Source organism: Paraburkholderia rhynchosiae, assembly GCF_002879865.1.
GTDB lineage: Bacteria > Pseudomonadota > Gammaproteobacteria > Burkholderiales > Burkholderiaceae > Paraburkholderia > Paraburkholderia rhynchosiae.
Genome location: NZ_PNXY01000065.1, coordinates 1 through 17,471, shown reverse-complemented (window position 1 = coordinate 17,471; position 17,471 = coordinate 1). Strand labels below are relative to the sequence as shown.

The following is a 17,471-nucleotide window of genomic DNA, read 5'->3' as shown; positions in this document are numbered from 1 at the left end:
TCTCGGCGAACTGCACGCGAGCGCCCGCAACAAGCTCAAGAGCGCTCAAAAGCGGCCTTCGATCATTGCCGCTTGCTGGATGCAGGCTACGCTGTGGTGACGTCATGAATTATGGAAGTCTCAATAGGTCGATGGCCGCGGGACAGGAAAACTGACGCGGATCGCGATTGGCCGCGCCAAAGCGAACCTCCACGAGTGAACCCGCAGGAATAGTAGTGCCATGAATCTCAATGTCGGTCAGCGCTCTGCGAAACAGCGTTTGCAGCGGAGCCGTGACGCGCAGCGTTTCTTCGATGAAAGGCTTCACCCGCTCAGGAGCGGAACGGATCTCCTCGACAAGATCTGGACGTTCAATGAGCGTTTTCATCCCTAGGGCTAGCGTCGTTGTCGTGGTCTCGTTCCCAGCCACGAGGATTTGCAGAATCAGACTCTGCAGTTCTTGCATCCCGAGCCGGTTCGCCTCGGGCGCCCAGCGGTCTCCTAGCACGCCCGTGTTGTTACTCAGTTCCGCGACGTTGAGCAGAGCTTTCTTGACGTCGTCGTAGCGAGTGAGAATGTAGTTGCCTGACTTTGGATCCCGATAGACAGGCTACTCCTCACGGAGCTTCTCGTATGTCGAGAACGGGCAGACATAGACGTCGCGGTCGGCGAAGCTGATTTGTTGGCCAGAGGCGGATTTTGTCACGTATGTCTCCTGAAACGGGCGATCGGCGGCCCATAAGACGCCGTTCCCGCCGCCGCGTTGTTGTCGAGCCTGCTATCGGTGCCTTGTTCTACCGACGGTGGTAATCTTGTTTGGATAATGGTATCTAGCAATATGGTATGCAAGCAACCAAAAAATAGCTTTTCGACGTAAAAACGTTGCGCGTTCGAGGCGTGGACTGACGCGCCAGTACTCGCTGTGCAACAGCCCGGGTGAGAGGCATCGGTACATGATCGGCGTGCTGAAGGATCCAATGTCGCGCGGTGGTTCGGCGGCGATGCACGATCTGGTGAATGAGGACGATGTGTTGACTATCAGCGCGCCTAAAAATCACTTCACGCTCGCGCACGAGGCCGCGCGCAGTGTCCTTCTGGCCGGTGGCATCGGCGTCACGCCGATCCTGTGCATGGCCGAGCGACTCGCGATCACCGATGACGCGTTCGAGATGCACTATTGCGCGCGCTCCAGAGAGAGAGCAGCGTTCATAGAACGGATCTGCCGCTCGAGCTTCGCGGCAAACGTCCGATTCCACTTCGACGACGGCTCGCCAGAGCAGCGGCTAGACCTCGTCGCGCTCCTGGCTAGGCCGGAGCCGGGCGTGCACGTCTATGTTTGTGGTCCCAAGGGCTTCATTGACGCCGTGCTCGGCGCGGCGCGGAAAGCCAACTGGCCACAGGCGCAACTCCACTATGAGTTCTTCAATTCGGAGCCGGTGAAGGGCGACGTAAACCAGGAGTTCGAAGTGATGTTGGCGAGTTCAGGTCGAGTTGTTGCCGTTTCAGAGAGCAAGACCGTCGTGGAGGCACTCCTGGAGATCGGTGTGGACATCCCGACCTCGTGCGAACAAGGTCTTTGCGGCATGTGCTTGACGCGCGTGCTGGAGGGAGAGCCGGATCATCGGGATCTTTTCCTCACGCCAGAACAGCAGGCGGCCAATGATCAGTTTACGCCCTGCTGTTCGCGGGCTAAGTCAGCGCGGCTGGTGCTGGACCTGTAGCTCCAACGCCACCAACAATTGGGGCACTCGCGATTGATCCCATAATCAAATACAAGATGTGGAGTAATCCTTTCGAATAATTACTGTTTTTTGAGAGTCAAGTTGGGAATAATTATTTGGAGATCACTGGATGACACGAACCTTCGTCGCACTCGTGGGAATGATTGCATCCGCGGGTACTGCTCACGCGCAGAGCAGCGTTACCTCGGGATTGTCCACGCCGGTAGCCCGCGCGAGGTAAGACGCACTTGTTACACCAGCAACGCCACTCCCCAGCACGACGACTCTCACACGACTTACTCCGCTGCCAAGTTGCGAGAGTTAATAAATACTTGATATCCGGGATAAGCCAGTTGATGAGGTGATGATAACCGCGAAAAAACCGTTTTATTTATTATCTAAGCGAAACTAATTGGCTGATTAACTGCTTGACGGGTGTGACGACTGTGCATGCGCCCTCAGTGCCGAAACGGCGCTGCTCGAAAAGGGTTCGAGTCCCTGAGAAGTAACGGGGCTACAGAACTGAATACTGCAAGCTCGAGACTCCGCAACCGCTGCAGTCACGCGCGCCATCTCAAATTGATGAGCTGCCTCCGGATCCATTTGCATTTCGCGAATTCCGACCTCGCGAGCTCGTATCTAGGGCAATCGCCTAGTTGACATCCTAAATTTTGGCTTCCTATCATGCATACAGCGCTGCACACATTTAAACACACAGGCATGTGTGCCGGAGGCGCTCGTTGTCTACGGTTTACTCTTATCTGAGGGGTCATCATGGTTCGGCTGTCTCGTTTTACTCGTCAAGCTCTTATGTGCCTGGTTGCTGCAAGCTGTGTGGTTGCCAGCGCACCGTCGCAAGCGGAAGACTCCAATGCTTGGCAAAGCGTTAAGAAAGCTGGTGTTCTTCGATGCGGCGCTGCTGTTGCGCCTCCGTATGTAATGCGAGACCCGAAGACGGGGGAGTACAGCGGGTTCTTCTCCGAGTTGTGCCGAAACTTTGGGCAGAACGTGTTGAAAGTGAAGGTCGAATTCGTCGATACCACCTGGGATAATATCGTCGCCGGCCTTCAGTCCGACAAATGGGACCTGTCGCTCGCACTCAACGACACCCCGGAACGTGAAAAGGCGATTTCCTTCTCGGCGCCAGCCACGGACTACAACGTCTCGCTCGCCTACAACAAAAACAACCCCAAGATTCCAAAGGGCGCGCATACCATCGCGGAAATTGACAAACCGGGCGTGACCATCGCCGTCATGTCGGGGACTGCACAAGATAAGGCGATTTCAGGCGTTATCAAGCACGCTCAAATCATGCGTTTGCCTGGCAACGATGAAACGCGTCTGTCCCTCATGTCAAAGCGCGCCGACCTTCTCGCCGACGCCAATATCACCAACATGTTGCTCACAGAAGCGCACCCCGAATGGGCAGTCGCCATCCAGCCCAATCCGCCCCTCGCGCAGCAGGAAGTCGCCTTCGGCGTAAGAAAAGAGACGTCTGCCGCCGACATGGCCGTGCTCAACAAATATGTGAGTGAGCAGGTGAAATCAGGGGCGGTCAACCGGCTCATCAAGACCTCGGTTCAGGCCATGCTTGTCACTGACAAGTAATCGGGGGTTAAGGGCTTCCTCAGCTCATCGTCTTTGTTTGCTTACGGATGTTCGCCCTCTCTGCGCCCGCCGGGGCGCATCCTCGGCTTCGACACAACCAGCAATAAATAAAGCAACTATTTTAATCGACAATAAGATTTGGATAACTAATGAAAAAATCAATTGCGGCCGCTGTCATTGTTGCGGCCAGTGCTCCAGCGTTTGCGCAAAATACGGTCACACTCTACGGCGTCATCGACGAAGGAATTGACTACACCAACAATGTCAAGGGCGGCAAGGTCTATGAGCTTCAGAGCGGCTACGTGCAAGGTAGTCGCTGGGGCCTAAAAGGTACCGAGGACCTAGGTGGCGGCCTAAAGGCGGTCTTCCAGATTGAAAGCGGTTTTAATGTGAACAACGGAAAGTTAGCGCAAGGTGGTCTTGGCTTTGGACGCCAGGCGTACGTAGGCGTCGCTAGCGACGGCCTCGGTACGGTGACTATGGGGCGCCAGTATGACGCGCTAGTCGACTACCTCGCCCAGACCACTGCGAACGGGAACTGGGGCGGCTACATCTTCTCTCACCCATACGACAACGACAACACGGACAACACTTTCCGCGTCAACAACACAGTCAAGTACACAAGCCCAAGTTTTGCCGGTCTTCAGTTCGGCGGTACGTACAGCTTCAGCAACGACACCAATTTCGCAAATAACCGGCAGTACAGCGTCGGCGCGCAGTACACGACAGGTGGGTTGCTCATTGCAGCGGCCTACCTTCAGGCGAACAATCCGTCAGCAACGGCAAGCGGTGCAATCAACAACGGTGGAGACGAAAACTTCGTCGCCAAGCGTCTACGCGTACTTGGCGCCGGAATCAACTACACGTTTGGAAGTGCGACCGTGGGCTTTGCCTACACGAATACCGCCATGGACCAGCCGCTCAGTTCCGGGTACGTGGGCGCAATAACGCCGGTTGGGGGAGCGACGCTTTCGTCGCTCCGATTCAACAACTTTGAAGTGAACGCCAAGTACCAATTTACGCCAGCGCTGTACGTGGGCGCCGCCTACACCTATACACGAACCAGTTTCAACGCTACAAGCGGCCAACTCCATCCTAACTTCCATTCCGCTGGCCTGATGGCCGACTACAACCTGTCCAAGCGTACGGACGTGTACGTGCAAGGCGCGTATCAGCACGCGGGTGGAGACAAGACAGGCACCGTTCTGGACGTAGCGTATGTGCCTGGCGCAGACGCCGTTTCATCCACATCGAATCAATTCGTCCTCCGCGCTGCTATTCGTCATAAGTTCTAACCCACCCCTTGGATTAAATCGTGGCGGGAAGCCAACGCTGGGCTTCCTGTCGCCGAGAAGCTATCCCTTCCCGCAGCCACCCGGAGCCCGACCAGGGGTCGCATCCCGTCCCTAGTAATTTCCCTGGAAGGGCAAAACAGCTGTTGACGAGTCGGAATTTGGCCGCCTACTATGCATACAACGTTGCACACATCGCAACACACAAAACTGTGTATTGCTCGGGCCGACAGCACGACCCGGCGGCAGCGATGATTCGGAGGCCAGGCTGGCTCTTGATGGCAAGAATTTCCTGGCTGATTCCCGGATTCAGTTCGGCTCCATCGAGAAAGGTCAGATTCGATTCACACATCACGTGCCCGAGGGCGCGCCTCGCTGGAGAGATTTCATGTTGTCACCCCAAACCGTGATTGCTCAACCTCACACTTCGCCAGCAGCTTTTGACTTCTCGTCCTCGACCACTGGCGACTTTGTGAAGTTCCAGGACGTCTATAAGTCCTATGGCGAAAACCTGGTCGTCATGGACCACATGAACCTCGATATGCGCGCCGACGACCGCCTTGTCATCATCGGCCCAAGCGGAAGCGGCAAAAGCTCACTCCTGCGCGTCATGATGGGTCTGGAAGGTATCCAGGGTGGACAGATTGGATTCCAAGGAAAGCCGTATATTTACGGCGCCGATTCGGGTCGTTCCAAGCGCATTGATGCGAAGCTGCAAAAGCAGATTGGCATGGTGTTTCAGCACTACACCCTGTTTCCTCACCTCTCGGTTCTTGGCAACCTCGTCCTGGCGCCAGTCAAGGTCGGCGGTGTCTCAAAAGCAGAGGCGGCAGAGCGGGCCCGCATGTATCTCGCCCGACTGGGCCTTGAAAGCAAACTTCACGCGTACCCCAGCCAGCTCTCCGGTGGTCAGAAGCAACGGGTTGCCATCGCGCGCGCCTTGATGCTTGAGCCGAAGCTGATGCTTTTCGACGAAGTAACTTCGGCCCTTGACCCGGAAATGGTCATCGAAGTGCAGAACGTGATGCTCAAGCTCGCCGAGCAGAAAATGGCGATGATTGTCGTGACCCACGATATGCATTTCGCACGCGACATTGCGACGCGTGTTGTTTTCTGCGCCGGCGGGAAAATCGTGGAGCAGGGCGCGCCCGCAGAAATGTTCAAATGTCCGAAGGAATCCCGCACCCGGGAGTTCCTCGAGAAAGTTCTGCATCTGGATTGAGGCTGACTATGAACTATCACTTCGACTTCCGCTTCCTAGAAGGAAGTGTCGGTGCGTTGCTCGATGGCCTCCGGGTCACCACCGAGCTGGCCGTTGCATCCAACATCATGGGCCTCGTACTCGGTTTTCTGCTCTGCCTTCTGGCCATGAGCCGTTGGGTCGTCCTCCGGTGGCCGGCTCAGCTGTTCATCGAATTTTTCCGCTGCACGCCGGCGCTGTTGCAAATCGTGTGGTTCTTTTATTGCATTCCGATGATGGTCGATATTTTTATCGACCCCATTCTGATGGGTGTACTGGCACTGGGCCTCAATCTGACAGCCTTTAACGCCGAGGCTTACCGCGCCGGCGTGCAGGCAGTCCCGAAGGAGCATCTCGACGCTTGTGTGGCGCTCGGCTTGAAATCATGGCAACGCACCATCTACGTTGTTCTCCCGCAGGCGCTTCGTAGCGCAATGCCGGTCCTGATGACCAATGGCATCGGAAGTCTGCAACAAAGCGCCCTCGTTGCCATTGTCGCTGTAGCGGACCTGATGTATGTCGGAAAGAGCCTCGCGACTGAAGCGTATCGCCCCCTCGAAACATACACGGTGGTTGCGCTCATTTACTTCGCTCTCTCGCTGCCGATTGCGAAGCTGGTTCATGTAATCGAGCGTCGTCAGGACCTCGCTGTTCAGCGTTGAGGAGAAGACCATGCATCTCGACTTTTCCGCTGTATTGCCTTATTGGCTGGTTTTGCTTAAAGGCCTCGCGCTTACGGTTGCATTTACGAGCAGTTGCGCCGTCATCGGAAGCCTTGCGGGATTTGTTTTGAGCCTGTTGCGGATGTCCCCGTCGCGGTTGATGAAAGCGACGACGATTCTTTACGTCGAATTCTTCCGCGGAACCCCGTTGCTTATCCAGCTCTTCTGGGTCTACTTCTGCTTTCCGGTTGTCTTCCGGATTCCGATTCCACCGTACGTGTCAGTGGTTATTTCACTGACGCTTTACATGGCGGCTATTACCAGCGAAACCTTCCGCGGCGCACTGAAATCCATTTCGGCGGAGCAGCACGATGCGTGCACGGCGTTGAGCCTTTCGCCTCAGGCAAAAATTCTCTACGTCATCTTCCCGCAAGCTTTGTTGCGCGCCATTCCGCCGCTTCTTTCGAACGTCGTCAGTCTGTTCAAGGAGAGCGCGCTCATCTCGTCCGTGGGCGTTGCGGACCTTATGTTCGTCGGTCAGAACATCTCGAACAGCACGGCCAAGCCGGTCGAATTCCTGACGACAGTCGCACTGATTTACTTCTTCGTCGCTTTCCCGCTGACGCGTCTGGTCGGCGTGGTCGAGACGCGCATGCTTAGGCGATACGCCTACTAACTTACCTGTACTTGCTAAGTCGGAGAAAAACACATGGAAATGAAAGGTATCTTGCCCGCCCTGGTTACGCCGTTCGATTCGAAGGGCGCTGTCGACCATGACACGTTGGCATCCATCATCGAGTTCCAACTGAAGGCGGGTGTCAAGGGCTTCGTGCCGCTGGGCTCGACGGGCGAATACTACGCGCTCAATAACGAAGAGCGCCGCGCCATCCTGAAGACCGTTCGTGAAGTCGTCGGCGACCGCGGTATCCTGATTGCAGGTGCCAATGGCTCATCCACGCGCGAGGTTATCGAGCAGGTGAAGCAGACGCGTGACGCCGGGTACACCAACCTGCTCATCGCGCCGCCGTACTACGCGCTTCCGTCGCAGGAAGAGCTCATCGGCCACTACGAGGCAATTCTTGAAGCTGTGCCGGAAATCGACTTGGTCGTCTACAACTATCCGGTCCGTACCAACGTCGAAGTCGGCTACGACGTCCTCGACGCATTTAAGGACAACCCGCGCGTTATTGGCATCAAGGAAAGCAGTGGCAATCTGCTGCGTGCTATCGAAATCGGTTCAAAGTACAAGGACCACTATCAGCTGTCGTGCGGCTCGGACGACCAGGCGCTCGATTTCTTCCTTTGGGGGGCAAGCAGCTGGATTTGCGGACCCGCGAATTGCTTCGCGAAGAAGACCGTCGAAATCTATGACAAGTTCGCCGCGGGCGACATCTTCGGCGCGCAGGAGGTCATGCGCACACTGTTCCCGGTAATGGCGAGCATGGAAGCAGGAAAGTTTGTGCAGAAGGTGAAGTACGGCTGCGAGCTTGCTGGTTTCAAGGTCGGCAACGCGCGTATGCCGCTCAAGCCGCTGACCGATGAAGAGAAGGCTGAGTTCCGCAAGGTCTTCGAAACGTCGCAGGCGTAATCTCGAAGGGTGCGTCGCCTCAAGCCGTGGGGCGACGCAATTGCAAAGAGAAGAGGAACATGTCTAGACACACCTTTGCCTGTATCGAGGGCCATACCGAAGGTATGCCCGTGCGCATGGTCGTCAGTGGCGGCCCTGAGCTTCAAGGCGCAACGATGAACGACCGCCGGCTATTTTTCGTTGAGAACTATGACTGGGTTCGTCGCGCATTGATGCTTGAACCGCGTGGCCACTCCCACATGTCTGGAACAATCTTCTATCCGCCGTTGAGTAACAACGCCGACTTCAGTCTGCTTTTCATCGAAACGTCGGGCTGCCTCCCCATGTGTGGGCATGCGACGATTGGCTCAATTTCGTTTGCGCTGGAAGCCGGCCTCATCTCGCCGAAGCAACCGGGCCTCGTCGTCGTCGATGTGCCGGCCGGTCAGGTGACCGCTCGCTATGAGATGGATGGCGACCGCGTTGCTTCAGTTCGATTCACGAACGTCCCAAGCTTCCTGCTGCATCGCGACGTCGAAATCTCGCATCCGCAATTTGGAAAGCTCGCTGTGGACATCGCCTACGGTGGGAACTTTTACCCCATCGTCGAAGTTCAGGAAAACTACCCCGGTTGCGAGCACTTCTCCCCGGAGCAACTGCTTGAATGGGGACGTGATATGCAGAGGCTAGTCAATGACGCGATTGACGTCGTCCATCCGGACAACGCGCAAATTCGCGGCGTCAAACACTGCATGTGGACAGGTCGACCTACCGTTCCTGAATCCGACGGACGGGCGGTGGTCATTGCGGGAGATAGCCTGATTGACCGTTCGCCGTGCGGAACGGGGAGCTCCGCGCGAGTCGCACAACGTTTCGCCCGGGGACTGCTTGACCAAGGTCAGCCTTTCAAGCACGAGAGCCTTATCGGCAGTCGCTTCATCGGCCGCGCCGAAGAGCCGACTAAGCTCAAAAGTGGTCTGGACGCGGTGTTTCCAAGTATCGAAGGACGAGCGTGGATTACGGGACGTGGCGAACACTATGTTGATGACGCACAGCCCTACGCATACGGGTTCAGCCTGCAGGAGTTTGCAAAGTGAACGCCGTTCTGCATCAGCATTTCCCGGGGGCAACAGCGGCCGTACCGCGCGAGACTGCAGTGGTCATCGGGGGCGGCATCGTTGGCGTATGTTGCGCGCTCTACCTTCTGCGTGAAGGTTATGCTGTTACGCTCGTCGACCCGGAGGTCCCGGGCAACAGTACCGCGAAATGGAGCTGCGGCCAGATGGCGGTGAGCGAAGTCATTCCGCTATCCAAACCCGGCATTCTGAAAAAGGTGCCTGGATGGTTGATGGACCAGAAAGGACCACTTGCTTTGCGTCCTCGAGCATTGCCCGGAATTCTGCCGTGGTTTGCGCGCTTCGTTGCGTCTGCGCGCCATTCGAAGATTGTGGACATTGCACAGGCATTGGCCACATTGACTCACGACGTGTACGACGACTATGCGCCGCTTCTCGAAGAATGCGGCGATAAGGCCCTTCTTGGTGAGCGTCCGGTGATTGAACTGTTTGACCACGCCAGCGCAATCGAACGCGACAAGGAGCATCTCGAGTTACGCGAATCACTGGGTTTTGCCTGTCAACGTATTTCGGCTAAGGAAATTGCTGACCTGGAGCCGGCGCTTTCGGGCCGCTTCGCACACGGTCTGCTTTTCCCGGATTGGCGTTTCGTGAATGACACGGAAGGCTTCATTGCAGCGTTGACCGATAGCTTCGTTTCCAGTGGAGGCGTACGGGTGCAGTCGGGCGCCGCGGGAATCAACGAGTCGGGAGGCCTGGCTACTGGAGTTTCACTTCGCAATGGGCAGCAGATTCCGGCAAACCATGTCGTTGTTGCAGCAGGCATTGGCTCAAGGCACTTCTTTGACCAGTTGGGCGTTAAGGTTCCGCTCGAAGGGATTGCCGGTTATCAGGCTCTCATTCCGAATCCGAACGTGGACATCCGACACTCACTCATTTATGCGGATGGCGGGTTTTGCTTTACGCCGATGACTCGTGGTCTTCAAATTGGCGGCACCACCGAATTCGCAGGTCGTAACGCTGAGCCAAATTTCCAGCGCGCAGAAATCATTCTTGAAAAAGCCAGGCGGATTCTGCCTGAGCTTCGAACCGACGACGTTGAGTTCGGCGTCGGATACAGACCTTTCCTGCCCGATACGAAACCGGTTATCGACCGCTCACGCCGACTGACCAACGTGTTGATGGCCTTTGGCCACGGCCAGCTTGGACTGACGCTCGGAGCAACGACGGGTAGATTGATTGGCGACATGGTCGCCGGTCGCGCCACCAAACAAAACCTCACGCCATTCAGCGCCTACCGCTTTGCCTGAGAGAACATCCATGAAATCGTACGAACGACTTTTCATCGACGGCCGATGGGTCGCACCCATCAAAAATGGAAGCTTTGAGACCATCGACCCCAGCAGTGAGCAGGTCATAGCCAAAGTCGCCGCAGCGACAGCGGAAGACGTTGACCTCGCTGTAAAGGCCGCGCGCAAGGCGTTCGATGAAGGTCCGTGGCCGCGCATGAGTGGTGCGGACCGTGCAGCAGTGCTTCGTCGTATCGGCAAAGGCATTCGCGAGCGCCTCCAGGAACTGGCAGAAATCGAAGTCTGCGACAACGGCAAGCCGCTCCCCGAAGCGCTCTGGGACCTCGGCGACGCCGCTGGCTGCTTTGAGTTCTACGCAGGTCTTGCCGAAAAACTCGATGAGACTGCAGAAACACCCGTGGCTCTGTCCGACGACCGGTTTACTTCGGTGGCAAGGAAGGAACCGGTTGGCGTGGCGGGGGCCATCATTCCATGGAATTTCCCCATGTTGATGGCTGCATGGAAGGTCGCTCCGGCATTGGCGGCTGGCTGTGCGATGGTGCTGAAGCCTTCGGAGCTGACGCCGCTTACGGCGCTCGAACTCGGAAGCATCGCTGCTGCGGCCGACCTGCCACCTGGTGTGCTGAATATCGTGACTGGCCTTGGTAAAGATGCTGGCGCCCCGTTGAGCGAGCACCCTGGCATCGACAAGCTTGCTTTCACGGGCAGCGTGCCGACAGGCAGCCGCATCATGCAGGCCGCAGCGCGCGACATCAAGAACATAAGCCTGGAACTTGGTGGAAAGTCGCCATTCATCGTGTTCGACGACAGTGACATAGACGCGGCAGTCGAATGGATTATGTTCGGCATCTTCTGGAACCAAGGCGAGGTTTGCTCTGCAACATCGCGCGTTCTCGTGCAACGCGGAATCTACGACCGCCTGCTCGCTCGCTTGAAGGAAGAGACGCAGAAAATCACTATTGGCAGCGGCTTGAGTGACGGTGTGCTGCTCGGCCCGATTGTCAGTCGGGAGCAGTACAACAAGGTTCAGGACGCCGTTGCCCGTGGGAAAGAGGAGGGGGCGCGACTTGTCGTGGGCGGGAGCCGTCCGGAGCATCTGGACAAGGGTTACTTCATGGAGCCGGTCGTGTTTGCCGACGTGCCTGAAGATAGCTGGGTCTGGAATGAAGAGATTTTTGGACCTGTGGTATGCATTCGTCCGTTTGACGATGAGGCGCAAGCCGTGCGTTCTGCAAACGACTCCCGTTTCGGTCTGGCAGCTGCCGTAATGTCGAAAGACAACGAGCGATGCGAGCGCGTTGCACGAGCCCTCCGCGCGGGGATTGTCTGGATTAACTGTTCGCAACCAACGTTCACCGAAGCGCCTTGGGGCGGCTACAAGCAGAGCGGCATCGGTCGGGAACTCGGCGAATGGGGCCTGAACAATTATCTGGAAACGAAGCAAATTACACGGTACAACAGCGACAAGCCGTGGGGCTGGTACATCAAGTAAGGTAGGTCAATCATGCGGTGGAAGAAGACGCTCCAACTTGTAGACGTACACTGCGAAGGCGAGATAGGCAAAGTCATCACGGGTGGTGTCGTTGGCATCCCTGGTGCGACGATGCTCGACAAGATGAACTACATCAACGAAGTGGATGACAGTCTTCGGAGGTTGGTCGTCCTGGAGCCGCGAGGCTGCCTCCAGATGTCAGTCAATCTGCTGTTGCCGCCGACGAGGCCGGACGCGCATGCAGGCTTCATCGTCCTGCAAGCAGATAAGGCCCATCCGATGTCGGGCAGCAACGCAATTTGTGTCGTTACGGCGTTGCTCGAACTGGGTATGTTGGAAATGCAGGAGCCGGAGACTATCGTCGTGCTCGACACCCCTGCCGGACTCGTGACTGCCCGGGCCGCCTGCAAGAGCGGTCGCTGCACGTCGGTCTCGCTTGACATGGTGCCGTCGTTTGTGGAGCACCTGGACTTCAGTATCCAAACGGAGCGATACGGAAACCTTAAGGTAGACGTTGCGTTCGGTGGGGTCTATTACGCTCTCGTCGACGTGCAACAGGTAGGCCTCGCTATTGCACCGGAGAATGCTCGCGAACTTGCGGAAGTCGGTGTCGCATTGAAGAACGTCATCAACGACCAGATTCAGATACGGCATCCACTGCATCCAGAGATAAATGAGATTGCCTACGTGATGTTTCGCAACAGGGTCAGCGATGAGTTGTATCAGACGTGCACGACGCTGCCTCCGGGGCGAATTGACCGGTCCCCCTGTGGGACCGGAAGTTCAGCCAACCTGGCGACGCTGGCAGCACGTGGTCTGGTCGATGTGGGCAGCCGACTGACGTCCCGTTCAACTATCGGCGGGGAATTCGTTGTTGAGTTGCTCGAGAAGTCGGAAGTTGGCGGGAAGCCGGCCATCCTTCCGCGAGTGCAAGGGCGAGCCTGGGTGTTCGGAATTCAGCAAATTGGCGTCGACCCTGACGACCCCTTGGCTGCCGGTTTCATGTTGACCGACACATGGGGTTCGGGTTTCCCGCAGATGTCTGGGAAGGAGCGCGCACAATGATAAACTTGAATGCGCGCCCGTCTTTTCGGGCCCATCATGATGGCGGTGAAACGATGAGCAAAGCTACCACGGAGACTGAAGCCAGTGGCCGCCGCCATGGCGGAAAGTACATTTACGAAGAGTTGCGCAAGCAAATCCTCACGCTGCAACTCAAGCCCGGCGCTCCACTGGACGAAGTCTCGCTTGCAGAACAATTTGGCCTGTCCCGTTCGCCTGTGCGCGACGCGCTCGCGAGGCTGACTAGCGAAGGCCTGGTGACGATTCTTCCGAATCGGACCACGCTCGTCACGCCATTCGAGATTGAAGAGTTCCCGAAGTATGTGTCTGCGCTGGACCTGATTCAACGGGCTGTCACCCGGCTCGCCGCGTTGCATAGGACCGAGGCCGACCTCAAGCGCATCCAGAAAGCAGACGATGTCTACATGGAGGCGGTCGACAGTGGTGACTTCAATGCGATGTCAGAGACGAATAAGGCTCTGCATATGACCATCGCGCAGGCGGCAAACAATCCGTATTTCGTTGGATACTACGAGCGGCTGTTGGGTGAAGGGCAGCGTTTGTTGCATCTTCATTTCGACTTCACCACGACTTCGCCGACCGCGACCAGACTGGGGCGTGACCACGCAGAAATCATCAACGCGATTGCGCGAAAAGACGCGGACGCGGCCGAGAGGTTAGCGCACGAGCACACCATGTTGTTTCAGAAGCGCTTTCTGGACTACATGCGCCAAAATATGACGGAAACGATGGCGCTTCTCTGACTCAAGCCTGCAGATTTGGTCTCGCCAAGGCTGCCTTTTTTTGCGGCAACAGTCAGCCGGAACCGCCGGCCAATCCCTTCAAGAACGTCCACAGTTCAGGAACATAGGCGTTGCGGCGTTGCGGCGTTGAACCTGAACCACTCTGACGCCGGCCCACTTGGTCGAAAGTATGAGCCCGGGGCAAGCCAGATTCCCTTGCTCAACGCATCATTTGTTACCGCGATGCTGTCTCCTGGTCGGATTGGCAACTTCGCCCAAAGGAACAAACCGGCGTTTGGTGTGTGGAAAACTTCAAGTCCTGCATTGGCCATTGAACGAGTGACATTGGCATGCGCGTTGAAGAGCCGCTGCCGTACGCGCGCAGTGTGCCGGTCGTAGCGACCTTCTATGAGAATGTTTGCTACCGCCGCGCTGCGTTTCTTTGCGCGCTGCTCGGCCCGTTCCCGTGCCTCCTTGACCCGGTAGCACTCGCCTTCGATCGCGACGACTTCGGCGCGATGCACCTACCGGTCAACCAGCGAGACGACGCAGGCGGCGTTCGGAAACACCTCCGACCTTCTGCGAACGGCCGGTTTGTCGTGACCACAGTGCTCGCTGCGCCGTATCTGCGGCTAATCAGTTCGAACAGCAGGTCGGCGTGGCGGTTCGAGTAGGACGGGTGTCCGACCTCGTCAATTACAAGCACGTCAGGCGTGGCGTACCGGTGCAACCGCCGACGTAACGCCGAGTCACTGTCAAGCGCGGCGAGCTCACCGAGCATCTGGCCAGCGGTAGTGAACAGCGCGGTGTGCCCGCTAACGGGCGCCTGGTAGGCGAGGTTCAGCGCCAAGGTCGACTTGCCCACGCCGTTCGGGCCGATCAGTACGACGTTGGCCGTGTCCCTGACGAACTCGAGCGAGATCAGTTCTTCGACGGCGGCCCGATCGCAGCGCGTGGGCCAGGCCGAGTCAAAGTCGCACAGCGGTTTGAAGCTGCCCACATGGGCGTCCCGGCCTAGATGTTCAGATCGTCGAGATCGGCGAACTTGCGCGCGGCAAAGAAACTCTCACGTACATACCTGATAGCTCTTTCGACGCGTCCCTTCTCGTTTCCTCTGGCCACTGCCACTGGACGGGGCTCGAAGCGATGATGGGCGGCGAACGCGAGAAGCGTCGGGTTGAAGCGGATCGCATCACCTTGACGCTCGAGCACAGCGCTCCTGAGATTGTCGTAGAGGAGGATCCTTGGCAATCCGGACCACGCCGCGAACGCGCCGGCGTGGTCCGCCAGGAAGCTGTCCATGCGGGCATCAAGGAAGAAGCGCAGATAGATCTGCCGCGACCACGAGAGCACCATGACGAAGGCCATGAGCGGCCGGCGCGCGCGCCCGATCTGCAGGTGATCGAAATGGGGCCAGTCAACCTGGCCCTGCTCTCCAGGCAAGGTGCGCAGCCGCAGATAAGCCTCTGGTGTAGGACGCGGACGGTGCACCGCGATCAGGTGCCGGAAATGATGAGGGTTGCCACTGTAGCCGCGCTCGGTGACCATCGCATACAGCCGGCTGGCCGTGTGCGACGGAAACCTCTTGAGCGTGTCATGGATAAACGGCAGGTACGCATCGATCTGCGAAGGTCTGAGCATCCCGCCGACGGGGGGCAGACCCGCCTGCGCCAGCACGCACTGGACCGTGCCACGGTGCACGTGCTACTGCCGTGCGATGGTGCCGCAGCGCCGCTTCTCGACGTGGTAGTAGCGCAGGATCTGTGCCTCGAGTTCAACTCCAGTGGTCATGGGTCACTTCCTGTGTAGTAGGTAGTAGTACCAACATCACGGAAGACCCGGCGGCGTAATGGCCCGAGGCGCGCGAAGTCCGGACAGACCAGCCGTCGCCCACCCGTAAACAGCGGCGAAGAGCTGCTTCCTCATACCGCCGACCCACATAGGAGTCCGAGGTCGTTGACATGGGTTAGGTGTCGTACGAACGTCGCTGAGATTCCACGGTGCGCCCCGGCGGCCTGCAGAGCGTTGCGCCCACACCTTTCGCAAAACATCGAGCGAGTCAACCGCAAGCTTCATCTTTGGCGATGCAGATAGCCAAAACAGTATGGTACGATACAGTATCGTGACATCTTAAATTTTGCATCAGGCAGCGATTCTACCGAGTGCGTGTGCGGACGGCCGCGTGTCTGACCAATCGAGGCAATGCAATGACAGTTGTCGTCACCGACTTCATCAAGGCACCCATCGACCGAGTGTGGGACGTCGTGGCGGATTTTGCCGAACTCGAGCGCTGGCACCCGGAAGTCGTCCGGTGTGAGACGGTCGGTAATGGCGTTGGCGCCTTGCGGACAGTCTACTTCAGCGACTGGTGGGCGACTGAGCGGCTCGAGCGACTAGATGATCTCCATCACGTCATCAAGTACACGGTTACTGCGTGCAGTCGTCGCCAGTACATGGGCGTAAAGGCTTCCATTACCCTGACGTCACTTAGCGCGGCTTCCACTCGCATTGACTGGGTGGGCGGCTTGGATGCCTATAGTGAGCATGCAGGCAATGTCAACATGGCTCTCAAGGCCTACTATCCCACTCGCATTGGCCATCTCAAGGGAGCGCTTCGTTCGGTTGGCTAGTCCGCGCACGACGCGCGATGGCATAGTCGCCGAGACGTGTAGGGGATTCAATCGCACAGCTCGGTGGCGGTAACAAGCTGTGCCAAGCCGACCAATAGAGCATCGGGCGCTATTGGTTCTTTTGCTCACACGGAAGGAATGGAATGGATCTGGGTATTCGAGGTCGAAAGGCGATCGTCAATGGAGGGAGCGCTGGGCTGGGTCTTGGAACGGCCTTCGCGCTTGCTCGCGAAGGAGTCGAACTATTCATCTCCGCTCGGAACGAAGGAAGACTAAACGACGCCTGCGAAGCAATCCGTTGCTCGACCGGCGCAAAAGTTGAAGCTATCGTCGCTGACCATGCGACGACAGAAGGGCGGGAGCTGATTTTAGCCCGCTGCCCGGAGCCGGATATCCTCGTTGGCACGTGCTCGCCACCACCGTACATCGAGGATTTTCGCTCCATTTCGGAGCATGACTGGCGTGTCAATTTCGAGCTTACAATCATTTCTCCAGTCGAGTTCATGCGGCGCGTGGTGGACGGCATGATTGAACGCAGGTGGGGGCGCATCCTGAACATTGCGACTGCAGCGGCGAAGTTCCCTCACGCTTGGCGAATCTTGTCGGGTGCACCGAGGTCCGCATTGACAAACTACTCTGTCGCGGTGGCTCGGCAGGTAGCTCAATACAACGTTACGATCAACACGTTACTTCCGGCGATGCACGATACGGACGGAATCCGAGCGATCTACAGTGCTAAAGCTGCTGAAAACGGCACCGACTTGAATGCCGAAATTGCCGAGGCCGTCCGATCGATTCCGATCCCCGCAGGCAGATTCGGCTCAGCAAATGATTTCGGGTGTATAGCGGCGATGTTTTGCGCTGAGCACAGCAATTACATTACAGGGCAAAGCTTATTGATATTTCCGTAAATCATGACAACCGTTGAGCGTCTCAAGCGTTATGTCTCCAGGGCGATCTCGGAGACAAGTTGGCATGGCGCAAAGGCGATTGAGCGAAGCAGCAAAGAAGCGATTGAAGGCGGGTCGGCTGCTGCTGGCGGGCAAGGGCTGCGCCGAGGTGGCGTTGGCTGTGGGCGTGGCTCGGCAG

General features: G+C 57.4%; 15 protein-coding genes and 3 pseudogenes. 15 read left to right on the top strand and 3 right to left on the bottom strand.

Annotated features, from left to right (window positions below):
* Positions 1–109: 109 nt before the first annotated feature.
* A complete protein-coding gene (locus C0Z16_RS38490) occupies positions 110–445 on the bottom strand; it encodes a cytochrome P450 (RefSeq protein ID WP_208638669.1) in 336 nt (111 codons plus the stop codon).
* 433 nt (positions 446–878) lie between these two features.
* Between C0Z16_RS38490 and C0Z16_RS36005 the strand changes: the two are divergent.
* The 12 genes and pseudogenes from C0Z16_RS36005 to C0Z16_RS35950 form a co-directional block, all read left to right on the top strand.
* Positions 879–1,700: pseudogene (locus C0Z16_RS36005) on the top strand (PDR/VanB family oxidoreductase); the annotation flags it as partial.
* 774 nt (positions 1,701–2,474) lie between these two features.
* Positions 2,475–3,308 carry a transporter substrate-binding domain-containing protein gene (locus tag C0Z16_RS36000; RefSeq protein ID WP_102636717.1) on the top strand — a complete coding sequence of 278 codons (834 nt, stop codon included), beginning with the start codon at positions 2,475–2,477 and terminating at the stop codon, positions 3,306–3,308.
* Between the two features lie 149 nt (positions 3,309–3,457).
* Complete coding sequence (locus tag C0Z16_RS35995; protein ID WP_102636716.1) at positions 3,458–4,603, top strand: porin; 1,146 nt, start codon at positions 3,458–3,460, stop codon at positions 4,601–4,603.
* 385 nt (positions 4,604–4,988) lie between these two features.
* Positions 4,989–5,822 carry an amino acid ABC transporter ATP-binding protein gene (locus C0Z16_RS35990; protein ID WP_102636715.1) on the top strand — a complete coding sequence of 278 codons (834 nt, stop codon included), beginning with the start codon at positions 4,989–4,991 and terminating at the stop codon, positions 5,820–5,822.
* Between the two features lie 8 nt (positions 5,823–5,830).
* The gene (locus C0Z16_RS35985) at positions 5,831–6,502 is read left to right on the top strand and encodes an amino acid ABC transporter permease (protein ID WP_102636714.1); all 672 of its coding nucleotides are present in this window, start codon (positions 5,831–5,833) and stop codon (positions 6,500–6,502) included.
* A gap of 10 nt (positions 6,503–6,512) precedes the next feature.
* Positions 6,513–7,178 (top strand): amino acid ABC transporter permease, encoded by a 666-nt coding sequence (locus C0Z16_RS35980; protein ID WP_102636713.1) that lies wholly within the window; start codon positions 6,513–6,515, stop codon positions 7,176–7,178.
* A gap of 33 nt (positions 7,179–7,211) precedes the next feature.
* Positions 7,212–8,090 (top strand): 4-hydroxy-tetrahydrodipicolinate synthase, encoded by an 879-nt coding sequence (gene dapA / locus C0Z16_RS35975; RefSeq protein WP_102636712.1) that lies wholly within the window; start codon positions 7,212–7,214, stop codon positions 8,088–8,090.
* A 59-nt stretch (positions 8,091–8,149) separates the two neighbouring features.
* Complete coding sequence (locus C0Z16_RS35970; protein ID WP_102636711.1) at positions 8,150–9,166, top strand: 4-hydroxyproline epimerase; 1,017 nt, start codon at positions 8,150–8,152, stop codon at positions 9,164–9,166.
* A complete protein-coding gene (locus C0Z16_RS35965) occupies positions 9,163–10,455 on the top strand; it encodes an NAD(P)/FAD-dependent oxidoreductase (RefSeq protein WP_244201502.1) in 1,293 nt (430 codons plus the stop codon). The genes C0Z16_RS35970 and C0Z16_RS35965 overlap by 4 nt, the downstream gene beginning before the upstream one ends.
* 10 nt (positions 10,456–10,465) lie before the next feature.
* Positions 10,466–11,947, top strand: a complete 1,482-nt coding sequence (locus tag C0Z16_RS35960) for an aldehyde dehydrogenase family protein (protein ID WP_102636710.1) — start codon at positions 10,466–10,468, stop codon at positions 11,945–11,947.
* A 12-nt stretch (positions 11,948–11,959) separates the two neighbouring features.
* Positions 11,960–13,012, top strand: a complete 1,053-nt coding sequence (locus C0Z16_RS35955) for a proline racemase family protein (RefSeq protein ID WP_102636709.1) — start codon at positions 11,960–11,962, stop codon at positions 13,010–13,012.
* A 53-nt stretch (positions 13,013–13,065) separates the two neighbouring features.
* Positions 13,066–13,773, top strand: a complete 708-nt coding sequence (locus tag C0Z16_RS35950; RefSeq protein WP_175130779.1) for a GntR family transcriptional regulator — start codon at positions 13,066–13,068, stop codon at positions 13,771–13,773.
* Between the two features lie 404 nt (positions 13,774–14,177).
* Here the strand turns inward: C0Z16_RS35950 and C0Z16_RS35945 are convergent.
* Together C0Z16_RS35945 and istA are read right to left on the bottom strand one after the other, a co-directional pair.
* Positions 14,178–14,791, bottom strand: a pseudogene (locus tag C0Z16_RS35945) (ATP-binding protein); the annotation flags it as partial.
* On the bottom strand, positions 14,767–15,393 hold the full coding sequence (istA, locus tag C0Z16_RS35940) for an IS21 family transposase (protein WP_455430273.1): 627 nt from the start codon (positions 15,391–15,393) through the stop codon (positions 14,767–14,769). The pseudogene C0Z16_RS35945 and the gene istA, both read right to left, overlap by 25 nt.
* Before the next feature lie 566 nt (positions 15,394–15,959).
* Between istA and C0Z16_RS35935 the strand changes: the two genes are divergently transcribed.
* The 3 genes and pseudogenes from C0Z16_RS35935 to C0Z16_RS39225 all read left to right on the top strand — a co-directional run.
* On the top strand, positions 15,960–16,382 hold the full coding sequence (locus C0Z16_RS35935) for an SRPBCC family protein (RefSeq protein WP_102636708.1): 423 nt from the start codon (positions 15,960–15,962) through the stop codon (positions 16,380–16,382).
* A 143-nt stretch (positions 16,383–16,525) separates the two neighbouring features.
* Positions 16,526–17,293 carry an SDR family NAD(P)-dependent oxidoreductase gene (locus tag C0Z16_RS35930; RefSeq protein WP_102636707.1) on the top strand — a complete coding sequence of 256 codons (768 nt, stop codon included), beginning with the start codon at positions 16,526–16,528 and terminating at the stop codon, positions 17,291–17,293.
* Between the two features lie 64 nt (positions 17,294–17,357).
* Positions 17,358–17,471 (top strand): annotated as a pseudogene (locus tag C0Z16_RS39225) (IS630-like element ISCARN39 family transposase); the annotation flags it as partial.